This is a genomic window from Flavobacterium saccharophilum (assembly GCF_900142735.1).
Taxonomy (GTDB): domain Bacteria; phylum Bacteroidota; class Bacteroidia; order Flavobacteriales; family Flavobacteriaceae; genus Flavobacterium; species Flavobacterium saccharophilum.
Genome location: NZ_FRBY01000004.1, coordinates 604,314 through 620,645, shown reverse-complemented (window position 1 = coordinate 620,645; position 16,332 = coordinate 604,314). Strand labels below are relative to the sequence as shown.

Genomic DNA, 16,332 nt, shown 5'->3' with positions numbered 1-16,332 from the left:
ATAAAACAAAACAGATGAAATTTATAGTATCGAGTTCGTACTTATTAAAACAATTACAAGTTTTAGGTAGTGTAATTAACAGTAACAACACGTTGCCTATTTTAGACAACTTTTTATTTGAACTAGACAATGATGCGTTGACAGTTTCGGCTTCAGATCTTGAAACTACAATGTCGGCTACATTATCAATCGATTCTAAAAGTAAAGGAAGCGTGGCTGTGCCTGCAAAACTTTTGCTTGAAATTTTAAAAACATTTCCAGAACAACCTTTAACTTTTACAGTTGAAGACAACAATACAGTTGAAATCAGCTCTAATTCAGGAAAATATGCATTGGCATACGCTGCTGGAGAAGAATTTCCAAAATCTGTAAATCTTGAAGATCCATCTGTGACTTTAGTTCCTGCTGATGTTTTGGCAACTGCAGTAAGCAAAACTATTTTCGCTGCCGGAAATGATGATTTACGTCCGGTAATGTCTGGAGTTTTCTTCCAGTTTTCACCAGAAGGTTTGACTTTTGTTGCTACTGATGCTCATAAATTAGTAAAATATGCCCGTACAGATGTAAAAGCATCTCAGGTAGCTGATTTTATTATGCCAAAGAAACCTTTGAATATCTTAAAAAGTATTTTAGGAAGTTCTGACGCTGAAGTAAAAATTGAATACAACGATTCAAATGCGACTTTCTCATTTGACAATTATATCTTAATGTGTCGTTTGATTGATGGAAAATATCCAAATTACGAAGCGGTAATTCCAAAAGAGAATCCAAATAAATTAATGATTGACCGTTCTTTATTTTTAAGTTCAGTTAAGCGTGTTGCGATTTTCTCAAACAAAACTACACACCAAATTCGTTTAAAAATCGCTGGTGCTGAATTAAATGTTTCTGCAGAAGATATCGATTACTCAAACAAAGCAGAAGAAAGATTGACTTGTGATTATCAAGGAGATGATCTTCAAATTGGTTTTAATTCACGTTTTTTAACTGAAATGTTGACCAACTTACAATCTGACATGATTATGTTAGAGATGTCATTGCCTAACAGAGCTGGAATCCTAACGCCGGTTGACGGTTTAGAAGAAGGAGAAACTGTTACTATGTTGGTAATGCCTGTAATGTTAAATAGTTAACATCAAAACTTCTTTTTGTTACAGGGATTTTTTTTAGTTTCGAATTAAAGACATATCATTGTAAAAAAAAATATCGCTATTAACCAACCATTTTTTATACCTAGAAACCGCAATTCTTTTTAAAAGATTTGCGGTTTTTTATTTTAGCTTAGTTTCAGGTTTCAGGTTTCAGGTTTCAAGTTTCAGGTTGAAATACGATTAAGGCTTGTGTATATTTAACCGCAAAGTTCGCAAAGGTTTTACGTAAAGTACGCAAAGCATTACTATAAAGCTTTGCGTACTTTGTGTATTTAAAATCAACCTATGCATAAAGATCTTTGAGAACTTTGCGGTTACATATGCTCAAAGAAAGAACCTGAAACCTGACCCGAGGCTGAAAGCCGAATTGGCGAAGCAAACAAACAAAACCTGAAACAATTTTTATAACTTTGTATTATGAAAATAGAAATTTGGTCGGACATCATGTGTCCGTTTTGTTATATCGGAAAAAGACAATTGGAAACCGCTTTAGAGGAGTTTCCTGGAAATGATTTTGAAATTGAGTGGAAAAGCTTTCAACTTGATCCAACTATTGAACCGCAATCCGGAAAAGACGTTTATACTTTTTTAGCCGAACGAAAAGGCATTTCAGTTGAGCAATCTATAGAAATGCATAAAGGTGTAGTAGAACGCGCAAAAAGCGTTGGTCTGGACTATCATTTTGACAAAGCTATTATTTCGAATTCACTAACAGCACATCGTATTATCCATTTGGCGAAAGCTAAAAAACTAGGCGATGAAATGGAAGAGATTTTCTTTAAAGCTTATTTCACTGATGGAAAAGATCTAAATGACGCTCAAACTTTAATTGAACTGGGAATCTTGGTTGGATTAGATTCTAATGAAGTAAAGAAAGTCCTAGAAAATGAAAACCTTTATTTAAGTGATGTAAAGGGTGATATTAAAGAAGCTCAAGAAATTGGTGTGCAGGGTGTTCCATTTTTTGTTTTTGATCGAAAATATGCTGTTTCTGGTGCTCAGCCGGTAGAGGCATTTGTGAATACTATTAAAGAAGTACAGAAATAATTTTAGATTTTAGATAATATAATATAGAGAATAGAACACAGAATGTAGATTTTGATTTTTGAACAGTTTTTTACTCTGCGCTAAGTAGAAGAGTTATAATTTGCGTTTAGTTTTTCATTTCTAAAAAAGAAAAACTAAACGCAAATTATCCACAAAGGCAAATCTATTATCTATTCTCTATATTCTATTATCTATTCTCTATTTTCTATTTTCTAAAATCCTAAATAACTCCCATTTTCTGCATCAAAAATGTAGCACTTTTGTTTTTACAAATTCCATTACGAAGTTTGTAATCAAAATGCAATTCATTATTTTTAATTTCTACCTCAAAACATTGATTGGTTAAAATATCCGGATATTCATTTGTTGTTAGACAAACTTCAATATCGTGTGTTGCAATAGCACCAATTGCATTTTTACCGATGATCTTTTTCACTACTTCAATCGTTCCATTTCGTTTATCATCAGAATTGGTTCCTCTTAAAATTTCATCTAATAAAACAAAGGCCGGTTTCTCTTCTAAGGCATCCATAATTTGCTTTAAACGCTTAATCTCAGCAAAGAAATACGATTCGCTATCGGCTAGAGAATCAGATAATCGCATTGAAACTAAAACTGGAAGTGGATGTATATTAGCTTCTGACGCACAAACTACTGAACCTATTCCACCTAAAACCATATTCACTCCCAGACTTCTTAAAAAAGTACTTTTTCCTGACATATTAGAACCTGTCAAAATCATAAATGATTCAGGATAAAAGTGAGCATCATTCCCTACTCTCGTTGCCGGATTCAATAGTGGATGACTTAGATTTTTGAATCCAATTTTATATTCTGAATTGATTTCAGGAAAAACAAAATCCTGATTATTATAGGCCAAATTTGCCAAGCTGTTTAAAGCTTCAAATTCTCCAATAATAGAAATCCATTTTTCAAACTCTTCAGAATAATTTTCTTTCCATTTTAAAAGTGCTTTTAAAACGTGAAGGTTAAATAAAAAAGTTCCGTTAAATAACGTCGCAGCTACTAAATTACTAATCGTATCCATTCTCGAAAACAACTCCGACAATTGTTTCAAATGTACACTCGCCGTGGCATTTTTAAAAATAAGCTGCTGCTGTAATTCTTTTAATTTCTTTGATTGAAAAGTTTCACTTTCAATTTTCTGAACCAATAAACTGTATTGCTTTATAATTTTATCAACGTTATCTGCCTTCGCAATTTCGGACTGAATTCTTTTCAATGATCTTCCCACGACCATCAAATTGGCAATAAAAATATAACTCAGATAGGATAATAAAATAGTTTTCGATGTAATAAAATAATTCGCTAAAACTCCAAAAAACAAAGTTGGAAGAGCAAAAGAAAGTACAACTAAAGCTTTAGGTAAAGTATTATTTTTAAATGAATTCCAATATAATAAAGAATCATAAGAAGCTTTTGAATCATTACTAATTGTAGCCAATGCCTGAAAATCGTGTCTCCAATCGATTTTAGATTTCAGTTCCTCTATTGCTTCCTGATTTTCAAGAATTACTTCATTTGGAAGTTGTGTCAACAATTCGTTCGCTAACGTCTTTTTACCAATATAAGTAGCAGTTCTATTCAAATTTTGAAACAAAGAATGTTCGCCAAAAATATCCAGATCGTAAGCATAAGGATGATGGAAATCATTGAATTCAATTCCGTTTTCAAAAGGAATCTTTTCTCTTTTCAGATAAGCAATTTCATTTTGATTGATTTTTAAAAGCGCTGTGGTAAGTTGTTTTTGAAACGATAATTTAGAATGGATTCTCATTAAAAAAAGAAAACCAACAAAAGATAGAAAAGCGAAAACTACGTACAGCGTTTCATCGGTTTTGATGTAATAAAACAACAGAAACAAACACAGAAAAACACTTAATAAACGCAGTAAACTTATGCTATTATATCTTTTATTGATTTTACTAAAAAGTTCTGAATAATGTGTAACCTTATTTTGATATGAATTCATTGTATTGATTTGATGAAATACAAATATAAGTTTTGCATCATAAAATCAATCTTAAAAAATTCGAATTTTAAGTTTCATGCATTACTAAAACCGGAACAGAAACTTCTTTGGCAATTTTTTTAGTAAAACTAGATTCAAAGATACTCTCAAAGAAAGATCTTTTATGTGTAATTGTGGTTAGAATATCAATGTCTTTGTAAAGAATAAAATCAAGAATAGTTTCCTTAACTTCATCGCTTGGCAATACTAAAAACTCAACATGATCGCCCTTGAATTCATTTTCCCATTCTTTAATTGTGGCGCTTGAAACATCTGAATTAGAAGTTTTAACATATAAACATTTTACTTTAGCATTTGTTTTATTGGCAATTTCAATCACTTTACGAAGTTCTGTTTTGTCTTTTTCACGATAACGGGTAGTAAAACCAATAATTTTTATTTTGTGAAATTTTGCAGTAACAGGAATGCATAGAACCGGAACTTTAACTTCAGAAATTACTGAGTTTGTATTTGATCCCGTAAAAAATTTAGTCCAGTCTGAAACGCCCGAAGTTCCCATAATAACAAAATCAATCTTATCCTCCTCGACGGCATTTTTTAAATTATAAATTAAATCTCCATCCATCAAACGATGTTTTATCACTATATCCTCTAAGTTTCGTTCGATAGCAATAGTTCTAAGTTTAGGAATTTCATCCTTAAACATCTCAAATTTAGCTAATTCTATGGAACTGTAAATCGCTGCATAATTTTCTGGAAAAAATTGACTATCATAAACCGGAATCTCAAATGTGTGCAACAAAACCAGTTCGGCATTGACAATTTTTGCAAATTCTAACGCATGAACAAATGCATTAGTAGCTGCTTCCGAAAAATCTGTGGGAAATAATATCTTTTTCATTTTGCTTAGGATTAAAGTATTGTTTTCTCAAATTTAATCATTCTAAAAACAAAACAACCTGATAATTATCAGTAATTTAACATTTAATGATTTCTTAAAATACCAATTAAAAAAACTAAAAACAAGATATACTCCCGGACTTCTCCTTCGGAACTTTGTGCCTTTTTTTATACCTTTGCACCATGATAAATCAAGATTCTATAGTTGCATTGGCTACTCCATCGGGAGCAGGTGCTATTGCTATCATTCGTATTTCAGGTTCAGAGGCTATCACTATTGGAAATTCGGTTTTTAAATCCATCAAAAACAAAGATTTAACCAAGCAGAAAACGCATACTTTGCATTTAGGTCATATAATAGATGATTCAAAAACATTAGATGAAGTGTTGGTTTCTGTTTTTAAAGGACCGAACTCTTATACAGGTGAAGATACTATCGAAATCTCTTGTCATGGATCAACTTATATTCAGCAGCAAATTATTCAGTTATTATTGAGAAAAGGCTGTAGAATGGCTGATGCAGGAGAGTTTACTTTAAGAGCTTTTTTAAATGGAAAGCTGGATTTATCACAGGCAGAAGCCGTAGCAGATTTGATTTCATCTGACAATGAAGCTTCACATCAAATTGCCATGCAACAAATGCGTGGTGGTTTTAGTAATGAAATTGCCAAACTACGTGAAGAACTTTTGAATTTCGCCTCTCTAATTGAACTGGAATTAGATTTTGCAGAAGAAGATGTTGAATTTGCAGACCGAACACAATTTCACGAATTATTAAACCGAATCGAATTTGTTTTGAAACGTTTAATCGACTCGTTTGCTGTTGGAAATGTTATTAAAAATGGTATTCCGGTTGCGATTGTTGGAGAGCCAAATGTGGGTAAATCGACTTTGTTAAATGCTTTATTAAATGAAGAGCGCGCTATTGTCTCAGACATTGCGGGAACAACAAGAGATACTATTGAAGATGAATTAGTAATTGGCGGAATCGGCTTTAGATTTATAGATACAGCAGGAATCCGCGAAACTAAAGATGTCGTAGAAAGTATCGGAATCAAAAAAACTTTTGAAAAAATAGAACAGGCACAGGTGGTGATCTTTTTGTTTGATAGCTCAGAGTTTAAGGTTTCAGGTTTGAAATTGAAAATAGAACTCGAAAAAATCAAAAATCAATTTCCTCTAAAACCATTAGTTGTTATAGGAAATAAATCAGATAAATTATCTGAAATTGAAATTGAAAACTTAAAATCTGATATTCCTGAAATCTTAATGCTTTCCGCAAAAGAAAATATTGGTGTTGATGAATTAAAGAATCAGTTGCTTTCTTTTGTTAATACAGGAGCTTTAAGAAATAATGAAACAATTGTAACTAATACAAGACATTATGATTCTTTACTAAAAGCTTTAGATGAAATACAAAAAGTAAAATTTGGTCTTGAAACCAATCTTTCAAGCGACTTAATTGCACTTGATATTCGTGAAGCTTTATATCAATTTGGGTTGATTACCGGTCAGGTTTCTAATGACGAACTACTTGGAAATATTTTTGCTAATTTCTGTATTGGAAAATAGCAGAACAAAATAAAGCATAGCAACTACAAACAAAAGAGTTAAAAATGGAGTGATATACTCCGTGAGTAGCTGGGATTCTAAACTGATCGAATACCCGGGCTTAATGATATTATAAAAGGTACTATACTTATTTATATTGGTATCAGAGTAGGGAAACAATCTATTACAACATTAAAAAAAGTTGGAAGCTCTACTTGTATTCTATCTAGATCTTTTTAGTATAATCAAAAAAAAATCTATTATTTCTAATAGATTTTTTTTGCATTTCAATTTTTATGATTGATCTTAAAATTTTGATTTTTTATCAGTGCTTGAGGTTATAAAAACGTCTTGTTTTTTTCCTCCATTTTAGAAAAATGATTTTAAAAAACATATGCTTTAGTCTTAGCTCAGGTATAAATCACTTCAAGAGCATTCTAAATTTTAAAGAATGATTATCGACAGTTAAATTATGTTAAATAAAACAATGCTTTTTGAAGTATATCCAGCTTCATTTTAGGTATCTCAAAGTTTACGATTTTTACAGATCCTGAAGATTTTTTAAAATACAATTTCAAATCTTCAAAAAGTTCTGTCTTATTTTTTGAGGCATCTATCAAAATTAAGTCTTTAATTTCTTCTATCAATGATAAACTATTATAAAGATGTTTACTAAATAAGCAAACCGTAAAATTTGTTCTAACACTATCTAATTCGAAAAATTCTACTAGCTCTGAATAGTCATATACTACAAATACCGAATAATCAAATTTATTCAGTTTGTCTTCATTTTGCAGTAAAAAAGAATCCTCAGAAAATTCAAATTCATCTTTAAACTTTCTTTTAAACATTCTTAAAAAAACGCCTTTATTATCCCGAACTAAAACTCTTTTTTTTATCATCTTTATGAATTGATATTTGTCTTTCTTATAATAATTTACATCCTAATTACACAATCACAGAAAATTACCTTGAAATGTAAAAAGGATGCTCTTTTTTATATTTCAAGGTAATTTAAAGACATATTTAGAACAAAGGAAAAATTATTTTCAAGGTCAATTATAAATTCTGCGGAACTTTTGACTGCAAACTATCATTAATTTAAAAAAAATTAAAAAAGCCAATACTATTTCACTTCACAAAAAAATATAACTTATTAGGGTTGAACTTTGTACAAACATTCTTGAAAAAACAGACTGCGAAAATCATACTAACCAACATTAAGGTTCGAAGTTCCTGTCGAACCCAAATTTTTAATTTTTTTAATTTTATCATTCAGTTTCAAAACACGATCCAACTGTTTTTGTTGAATAGTGTATTTCGTATAATATTTATACCATTCTTTTCCAATAAAAAAGGTTGTTACAGAAACTCCTGTAAGTAAACCAACAAAGTAATTTGTAATATCCATAATTTCTATTTTTTTTAGTTAAAAAGCATTTTTATCTCCTTTCAAGGTTACAATAACTGTTAATAAGCAAATTTTAATATCAGTGATTAAACTCCACCCCTGTACATATTGTATGTCTGTAGTAACCCGGCGTTTCATGTCGGACACTTTTTTGGTTTCTCCTCTAAGTCCCGATACCTGAGCCAAACCTGTAATTCCGGGCTTGACAAAATGGCGAACCATAAAATTATTAATATGACCATTGTAGTCTGATGTATGTTTGATCATATGGGGGCGTGGTCCTACAATACTCATTTTTCCCATCAGAACATTAAAAAATTGAGGCATTTCGTCTAAACTCGTACGACGGAGAAATTTCCCAATTGGCGTGATACGGGAATCTTCTCTTTTTGCTTGTTCACTTTCATCACCCATATTTACATACATGCTTCGAAATTTGTAACACCAAAAATGTTCATTTTTTTTACCCGTTCGCATTTGTTTGAATAAAACAGGCCCTTTACTTTGCCTCTTGATAAGTATGGCTATCAAAGGATAAAGCCAGGACAAAATGAAAATAATAACAAGCATACTGAAAACAATATCAAATATTCTCTTAATTAACCGATTGTAGGCATTTTGCAAGGGCTCAAAACGTGGTTTTATAACATGGAAATTATTTAAATGGCTGGAATTAAAATGCTTTTTTGAGATCGATGAAAAATCAGGAACAAATTTTAAACGCATACAATGTTTATCTCCAAGCTCGAAGAAATAATTCAAATCTGAGATAAAATCAGGCTTTGACACAATGTATAATTCATTGATGTTATCTTTAGAAGCGTTATCAATTGCTTCCGATAGCGCTTCACTAAAATCTTTATTGTTTGTATATTCTGCAGAAGAATTTTCGTTGAGAATACCCAGGAAATCAATAAAAAAAGAATTACTCTCTAAATGAGATGCCAATTCTATACTGGTTTTGTTAAACCCCCATATAGCGACGGTATAACGCCTGAAAACCCAGCCTTTAATTTGTCCTATAACTACAGTAAATAGAATTCGGGACAATAAAAAATAAAACAGTAAAAAGCTTATTTGAAATAAATTTGCTCTGCTACTAAAAAAATACAAAACATTATCCTGAAAAATAAAGATGTAACTATGCCACAAAATTCTTTGCGTAAAGAAAGCACGCCAGCTATTGCGAAAAAAACTTTCTAAACTGAAAAGAACATTTACTTTATATAATTGAAAATAAGTAACAGAGAATAGCCAACTTAAAATTGTAATTGGAATCATCTTATTCAGAAATAAGGCATTCCACCCTATCTTCTCTTCACTTGCAAAATTCAAAAACAGTATGGTACCAAATACCATAGCAATCATGTCTGCAATAGCACAGCAAATTATGAACGTAAATTTATGTCTGTTTCGCATTTCTGAATCTTTTTTAATAAATTGTAACCTATTGCACCTATTATACTTCCTATAATTCCGTAAAAAACATCCATTAAATCAGGACTTCTTTTATGAATTATGTACTGGCCGCCCTCAGCTATACAAACGATTATTGCCGCGACACCTATATTTTGTATAAAATTGAAATTTTTAGCACGATTTAATTCATTTGAACTCTTATACTGCGCATATGCTTCGAGCAAAAAACCAACAGCTAAAAAAGGAATAGCAGTACGCAAATTATAGTAATGATTACTCCAATTCAAAAGCCAGTTTGGTAAATATGTTTCGCTTCTAAAACCGGGATCAGGCAGCCAGGAAAAATAAAAAACGACACCAATAATTAAAAGCAGTATCAATAGAAGTATTTTTTGAATCATCTTTTATCATTTAATGTTAATATTTTTTTTTGTTTGATCTGAATTTGTCAAGCCAGCTATTTTATTAGGCTTCTTTTATAATAAGGCCTCTTTTATACCAAGGTCGTTTTATTTTTGCCTCCTGATACTGATATCCATAGTTTAATCCGTAGCCGTATCCATATGCAGTTTTCATATTTACTCCGTTTATAAGAATGCCAACATTTTTTAATTGCTCCTTCTTAATAAAGTTATTTACATGAACTAAATTACTTTTATCTGTAAAATCATATTTTACTACAAATACTGTAACATCAGCTAAATGACTAAAATTGAGTGTGTCTGATACTATTTGCACGGGCGCAGTATCGAGTATTATAAAATCATAAAGTTTTTTCGCCTCGTCGATTAAGGATTCAAAATTAGAATTGGTGATTAATTGTGAAGGATTAGGAGGAGCTTCTCCTGCGAATAAAATGTCAAGGTTTTTAGAAAATCTGGTATCTTTTTGCAAGAATCCTTTCCAGTCGTCACTTTTATTAGCCAGAAAATTTGTGAGTCCTAATTGGTTTTTATCCACTTTAAAATAATCGTGCAATTGAGGATTTCTTAAATCGACACCAATTAGCAATACTTTTTTATTAAGATTACTGACTGTTATAGCATTATGAAATGCACTAAAGGATTTTCCTTCTCCCTGAATAGAAGATGTAAACAATATTACTCTTCCTTTATCTTCTTCTTTTTTGGGTAGTAGATAAGATATATTTGAAACCACGGTACGGGTTGCTTCTGCTATTATAGATCGCGAAGTAGCTGTGTTGTCAAGTTTTTCAGCATGATCTACTTTAGGAATGTAACCCAAAATAGGAACATTGATCATTATTTTCTGAATATCGTCTTCATTGTGTATTTTGGTATCTAGCACTAAACGAAGATATATGAATCCAAAAGGAAAAAGTAAACCAAACATAAAAGCACCAAGCAAAAATGATTTTGGCTGCGGAAAAATTGCCGAATAATTTGTTTCCGGCGCATTTAAAGTACTTAAATTTGATTCTAATATCGCACCATTCAAAACAGCTTCTTCTTTTTTTTGCAATAAGGCCACATAAGTTTCTTCTTTCATGCTAAGATCACTATTGATATTGCCCAATACTTTATCTTGAGTTGGAATGTTTTTGACCTTTGATTCAGCAATACTTTCTTCTGATTTGTTAACTCTATTGTTTTGATTCAAAAAGTTTAGATAGCCTTCTAAAGTATTTAATATCTGCTGTTTTTGACTAGTTAATTGGGTTATTAACGTAATGTAGGCAGGATTGTTTTTTTGTGCTCTTTCCAGGATTACTTCGCTCTCAAGAAGTTTTGCATTATAATTTAAAAGCATTTGATTAACTATCGGTGATTCTAAATTATAATCTGTACCTAAAGTTTGGGTAGCACCAGATCTCTTAATATCACTAATAGCATAACTAGTAAGCGTAATTTGTTTTTCATTAAGCATAGAGCTTTCTTTTTTCTGGCTTCTCTCAGCGGTTCTTTCGATAGCATAATTGTCCATTACCGCGATATCATTATTTTGCAAATATTTTTCTTTTACACTTTCAATAGAATCTTTTTCTTTAGTGAAGCTTTTTATTCTTTGATTTAAGTAAGAAACTGTATTTGTAAATAATTTTTGCTTGTTGATGACAATATTTTTATCGAGCAAAACGATAATTTCATTTAATATTTTTCTAGAAAGTACAGGACTTGTGCCTGTGTGATTTAATTCTATTGTTCCTTTTGATTTTTCATCAGATAAAACAATAAGCGATGACTTTAGATTTTTTAAAGCAATAGCTGTAGGTTCAAGACTCACTTTATATTCGTTTTCGAAATAATAGGCTGGATTTTTCTTCGCTTTTTGCGATAACTGAATTTTAAATGGTAAACCTTTGATGATCTGATCTCCTTTGTATCCTTTAACGTTATACTTTTCTTCGGTATCAGGATCTGTAATGGTAAATCCTTCTTTATTTACTTTAATATCATAAGAAACTTGTGGTAACGAATCATTAGAAACCGTAAATTTCAAAATGAAGGGAACTTCATTTACATTATTATTTTGGATAGTATATACTTTTTCAAAATAGCTAATATTTAAATTCACATTTTTTACTACATCCATCAAAAATTCATTGGAGGTAATTAGACGGATTTCTTCCTCTACATTATCATCATCATTTTTTTGATTCGTAGTGATGGTAATTATTTTTGTTTTGTCTTCTTGTTTTTTATCTATAAAGATCAAAGCTGAAGTTTGGTATGTTGGTGGTACTATTTTGATGAAAATAAAAGCGGCACCTACACATAAAATTAAGCTTAGCAAAAACCAAGGCCAATACTGTAAATACTTTAAAAATTCTTTTTTCAAATCCATAATTATTTAATTAGAATGGTAGTAGTATTATTAATAAGCATTGCATAAATTGAATACTAGAAGTCTATAAATTCTCTTCTTGATTAATATTAATCTGTCAGCAAAAGAATAACTGTTAAGATAGAGGCAGATATAGCCAGCAATTGTATTGGATCTTTGATTAATCCACCGCTATTTACTTTTAGTTTATTAGGTGTTACCACAATAACATCGTTTTGTCTTATTCGGAAGTTTGGATTAGACATCCACGCAGCCGTAGTTAAATCAATGTGGTAAACCAAACGTTTTCCATCTTGTTCCCGAATAAGTTTTACATCTTTTCGAATGGCTGAATAAGTTAAATCTTTTGCCAGTCCTATTGCATCAAGTAAGCTAATAGACTCTTCACTAAAAGATATTACACCTGGCGCATTTACTTCTCCCAAAATGGTAAATTTATTATTGAGGACGCGAACCTGCACTGTAGGATTTACTAAATAACCTTCATTTACAAGGCGCTCTTTTATTTTTATCTCTGCGTTGGCCGGTGTTAAACCACCTACTTTAATTTCGTTTAATATCGGCATCGTGATATTCCCCTGAGGAGTCACTAAATAGCCTGATAGCCTCATCATTTCAACTGATGTTTGTGAAGTCGAAGTCGTGTTTATATTGAAAGGCGCGGCTACTAAAGGGTTAAGATCACCAACTTCAACTTTTAAAATATCGTTCGGTTGTATTTTACTCGATGTATAATTTAAATTCGAATTCGCATAGTTATCTAAATCTTGTAAATACAACATATTTTTTTTGGTTGTACAAGACTGAAGCATCAAGAAAAGCAATAAAATAATCGAAAGGAAAATTTTCTTCATTTTAACTGTATATATATTAATATTTATGTAGTCCAGATTTTAATCAATTAAAATGAAAACTAATTTAATACTGAAAATATTCTTATTCAGAATGTTCTCATTAACTAAAAAAGTTTTCATTTCCTGGTTATAATTACTGGTTTTTATTTAATTTATTTGGCGAAGCCTGCTGTTAAATCGGTTTTTTACTGGTGATTTATGTTATCAAAAAAAAGTAGGCAGATTAAGTTTTGATCTTTTATAAATGCAGCATGTATTGTCTTAAAGCAATAGTTTTTTTAAGAAAAACAGCCAGAATTGCAGCTAAACCATGAAATTTATAAATTTTATAGTCTTCGTATAAAACTTCAAATGCAGTTTTAAAACTAGTACTCATACCCCCCATTCTCATTCTAACGATATAAGAATCGATATAACTCATCTTAATTTTATATTTATACAAATAACGAAGTAAGAATTCAGTATCAGATGCTATTTTAAAGTCAAGGTTATAAGCACCATTATTATCTATTATTGTTTTCTTTAGGTAGACAGTAGGATGCAAAGGCAACCAACCTTCTTTAATTTTCTTGAGACTAAAGACACCTCCTATCCGATCGCGAATCAGACGCTCGTCCTTATCGTTCGAAACATAAACACCATCGCCATAAACACCATCAATACCAGGATCAGCATTAAAACGAGCTGCAATTCTTCCAACGGCTTTTTTATCATAAAATTCATCATCAGAATGCATCAAACCAATAACATCTCCTGTTGCCAATTTGAGCCCTTTGTTTATTGCATCATACATTCCACTATCAGGTTCTGAGACAAATTTGCATATTTTGTCTCTGTAAGATTCAATAATTTCTTTTGTACCATCTGTAGAATTGCCATCAATGATAATGTATTCAATATCATGATAATTTTGTTCCAATACACTTTTGATAGCTTTTTCGATAGTAGCTTTTCTATTGAAACATACGGTTATAATAGTTATTCTCATAATAATAAATTTTAAGATTAATACTAACTGACTTTTTAGCGTATAAAAACCTGATCCTTCAGTAAAAACTGAGGAAAAAAAAGGAGAATTAAATTGTATTATTTGTAAAAAAAAGAGGTTGGTTATAGTTTTACTAATAGCTTGTCAAAATAGCTGATGGTAGTAATCAGGCCTTCTCGCAATTGTATTTTTGGTTCCCAGCCATTAAGCATATTATTTGCTAAAGAAATGTCTGGCTGCCTTTGTTTGGGATCATCTTGCGGCAAATCAAAATGGATAATTTTCGATTTGGAACCTGTTAATTCAATAATTGCCTGTGCCAGATCGAGCATCGTAAATTCGTTAGGATTACCTAAATTTACGGGGCCCAGAAATGAAGATTCGGATCCCATCATACGGATCATGCCTTCAACTAAATCATCAACGTATTGAAATGAACGTGTTTGCAAACCATCTCCAAAAATGGTAATATCTTTTCCCTGAAGAGCCTGTACAATGAAATTCGAAACCACTCTCCCATCTGCCGGATTCATATTAGGACCGTACGTATTAAATATTCTAATGATTTTAATGGCAACTTTATTCTGATTGTGATAATCCATAAATAAAGTTTCTGCACATCGTTTTCCTTCGTCGTAGCAGGAACGAATACCTATTGGGTTAACATGTCCCCAATAGCTTTCGGTTTGAGGGTGAACCAACGGATCACCATATACTTCACTTGTACTAGCCTGTAATACTTTAGCATTAACACGTTTGGCTAATCCCAAAACATTGATGGCACCCATTACAGAAGTTTTGATTGTTTTTATCGGATTATATTGGTAATGAACTGGAGATGCCGGACAAGCCAGATTATAAATCTCATCAACCTCAGCATAATAAGACTCTGTTATGTCGTGTCTTACCATTTCAAAATAAGGGTTATCTAACAGTTCAATTATATTAGATTTGGTTCCTGTAAAGTAATTATCCAGACAAATCACTTCATTTCCTTCATTCAATAATCTTTTACACAAATGCGAACCTACAAATCCAGCTCCACCGGTTATCAATATTCTTTTCATTTTAATTCGATATTATTTTTGAATGAATCAATTTTAGTTTGAATTTGAAAAAAGTAATGTGACTTAAAACGTGCCAGATAAAATCCCTCCTTACCGTCTAAAAAGCCAAATTTTAAAAAGTACGCTCCAAAAAAATAGACGGCAGGAAGTAATCCTGTATTAATAAGACTGTACTTAATTTTTTGATTGAAAGATAAAAGGGTGTTTTTGGTTTGCTTTAACTGCAAATATCTTTGTGCCTCCCAGGTAGAATAAGCATTGTGCTTAGAAATATAATGTTCTAAATTTTTAAAATCTTTATGAATAACTTTCGATTTAATAACCCCAACTTTACCCTGTATAATAGGGTGCTCGTGTACTTCCATATCTAAATGGCTCCATAAATCTTCATCGATTTTTTCATAGGCACCTTTTGATTTTTTGAAAAGAGCCGATTTTTGGAATCCATATCCATATTTGAGTTTCCTTCCCATAAAATAATTTTCAAAACGTATTGTGAAACCATTATAATTGGGATCCTGGGTTTTGATACCGACTTCTGTTACAAATTCGTCAGAAACAAATTCGTCAGCGTCTAAAAACAAAATCCATTCGTGATGAAGGTCTGCATTCTGAAGTGCCCAATTGCGTTTTTTTGGAAATTTCCCATTCCATTGAAATTGCAGTACTTCGGCTCCCATAGCCTTCGCAATAATCGGAGTATCATCAGTACTACAAGAATCAACTACAATTATTTGATCAAAACGCTTTAATTTATCCAGACAAGATGGTAAATTCAAAGCTTCGTTTTTTACAGAAACGATTACAGAAATTGGAATTTTATTCAAAGCTTCTAGGTTTTATAAGTTTGGCAGGATTTCCTCCTACTATGGTATTTTTCTCGACATTTTTAGTAACTAAACTTCCTGCACCTATAATAGCATTTTCTCCTACTATTATACCCGGCATTATAATGGCTCTTACCCCAATAAAAACATTTCTTTCTATTATAATTTTACTGGTAATTAAATTCATAGCAGGTTCATTAAAGGCATGGGTACCAGTACACAGATATACTTCCTGCCCTACTGTTGCGTGCTCAAATATTTCTATAACTCCCAACGTATAAGCATTGGCCCGATCGCCGAGGCAAGCGTGATCGTGCAA

General features: G+C 31.4%; 15 protein-coding genes. 3 read left to right on the top strand and 12 right to left on the bottom strand.

Features of this window, described 5'->3' with window-relative positions; genetic code table 11:
• The first annotated feature begins 14 nt into the window (after positions 1-14).
• The gene (gene dnaN / locus BUA98_RS15675) at positions 15-1,133 is read left to right on the top strand and encodes a DNA polymerase III subunit beta (protein ID WP_026984000.1); all 1,119 of its coding nucleotides are present in this window, start codon (positions 15-17) and stop codon (positions 1,131-1,133) included.
• 435 nt (positions 1,134-1,568) lie between these two features.
• Positions 1,569-2,198 (top strand): DsbA family oxidoreductase, encoded by a 630-nt coding sequence (locus tag BUA98_RS15670; RefSeq protein WP_072974040.1) that lies wholly within the window; start codon positions 1,569-1,571, stop codon positions 2,196-2,198.
• A gap of 220 nt (positions 2,199-2,418) precedes the next feature.
• Here BUA98_RS15670 and BUA98_RS15665 read toward each other — a convergent pair whose 3' ends face one another.
• Together BUA98_RS15665 and BUA98_RS15660 are read right to left on the bottom strand one after the other, a co-directional pair.
• A complete protein-coding gene (locus tag BUA98_RS15665) occupies positions 2,419-4,191 on the bottom strand; it encodes a MutS-related protein (protein ID WP_072974038.1) in 1,773 nt (590 codons plus the stop codon).
• A gap of 67 nt (positions 4,192-4,258) precedes the next feature.
• Positions 4,259-5,092: a universal stress protein gene (locus tag BUA98_RS15660; RefSeq protein ID WP_072974036.1), complete on the bottom strand. Its 834-nt coding sequence runs from the start codon at positions 5,090-5,092 to the stop codon at positions 4,259-4,261.
• A 182-nt stretch (positions 5,093-5,274) separates the two neighbouring features.
• Between BUA98_RS15660 and mnmE the strand changes: the two genes are divergently transcribed.
• Positions 5,275-6,663, top strand: a complete 1,389-nt coding sequence (gene mnmE, locus BUA98_RS15655; RefSeq protein ID WP_072974034.1) for a tRNA uridine-5-carboxymethylaminomethyl(34) synthesis GTPase MnmE — start codon at positions 5,275-5,277, stop codon at positions 6,661-6,663.
• A 449-nt stretch (positions 6,664-7,112) separates the two neighbouring features.
• On the opposite strand, the gene BUA98_RS15650 is transcribed toward mnmE, so the two are convergent.
• From BUA98_RS15650 to BUA98_RS22645, 10 genes are all read right to left on the bottom strand, one after another.
• A complete protein-coding gene (locus BUA98_RS15650) occupies positions 7,113-7,544 on the bottom strand; it encodes a hypothetical protein (protein ID WP_072974033.1) in 432 nt (143 codons plus the stop codon).
• Between the two features lie 308 nt (positions 7,545-7,852).
• Complete coding sequence (locus BUA98_RS15645; RefSeq protein ID WP_072974031.1) at positions 7,853-8,053, bottom strand: hypothetical protein; 201 nt, start codon at positions 8,051-8,053, stop codon at positions 7,853-7,855.
• Positions 8,054-8,071: 18 nt separating this feature from the next.
• On the bottom strand, positions 8,072-9,472 hold the full coding sequence (locus BUA98_RS15640; RefSeq protein WP_072974029.1) for an exopolysaccharide biosynthesis polyprenyl glycosylphosphotransferase: 1,401 nt from the start codon (positions 9,470-9,472) through the stop codon (positions 8,072-8,074).
• Positions 9,442-9,873, bottom strand: a complete 432-nt coding sequence (locus BUA98_RS15635; protein ID WP_072974028.1) for a VanZ family protein — start codon at positions 9,871-9,873, stop codon at positions 9,442-9,444. The genes BUA98_RS15640 and BUA98_RS15635 overlap by 31 nt, the downstream gene beginning before the upstream one ends.
• Positions 9,874-9,937: 64 nt before the next feature.
• Positions 9,938-12,277, bottom strand: a complete 2,340-nt coding sequence (locus BUA98_RS15630; protein ID WP_072974026.1) for a polysaccharide biosynthesis tyrosine autokinase — start codon at positions 12,275-12,277, stop codon at positions 9,938-9,940.
• 89 nt (positions 12,278-12,366) lie between these two features.
• Complete coding sequence (locus tag BUA98_RS15625) at positions 12,367-13,131, bottom strand: polysaccharide biosynthesis/export family protein (RefSeq protein ID WP_072974024.1); 765 nt, start codon at positions 13,129-13,131, stop codon at positions 12,367-12,369.
• 238 nt (positions 13,132-13,369) lie between these two features.
• Positions 13,370-14,119, bottom strand: a complete 750-nt coding sequence (locus tag BUA98_RS15620) for a glycosyltransferase family 2 protein (protein ID WP_072974022.1) — start codon at positions 14,117-14,119, stop codon at positions 13,370-13,372.
• 122 nt (positions 14,120-14,241) lie between these two features.
• Positions 14,242-15,186 carry a UDP-glucuronic acid decarboxylase family protein gene (locus tag BUA98_RS15615; protein ID WP_072974020.1) on the bottom strand — a complete coding sequence of 315 codons (945 nt, stop codon included), beginning with the start codon at positions 15,184-15,186 and terminating at the stop codon, positions 14,242-14,244.
• Complete coding sequence (locus tag BUA98_RS15610; protein WP_086065372.1) at positions 15,183-16,013, bottom strand: glycosyltransferase family 2 protein; 831 nt, start codon at positions 16,011-16,013, stop codon at positions 15,183-15,185. The genes BUA98_RS15615 and BUA98_RS15610 overlap by 4 nt, the downstream gene beginning before the upstream one ends.
• Positions 16,006-16,200, bottom strand: coding sequence for an acyltransferase (locus BUA98_RS22645; RefSeq protein WP_396182126.1), 195 nt, complete (start codon positions 16,198-16,200; stop codon positions 16,006-16,008). Before BUA98_RS22645 ends, BUA98_RS15610 begins: the two co-directional genes overlap by 8 nt.
• Between the last annotated feature and the right edge of the window lie 132 nt (positions 16,201-16,332).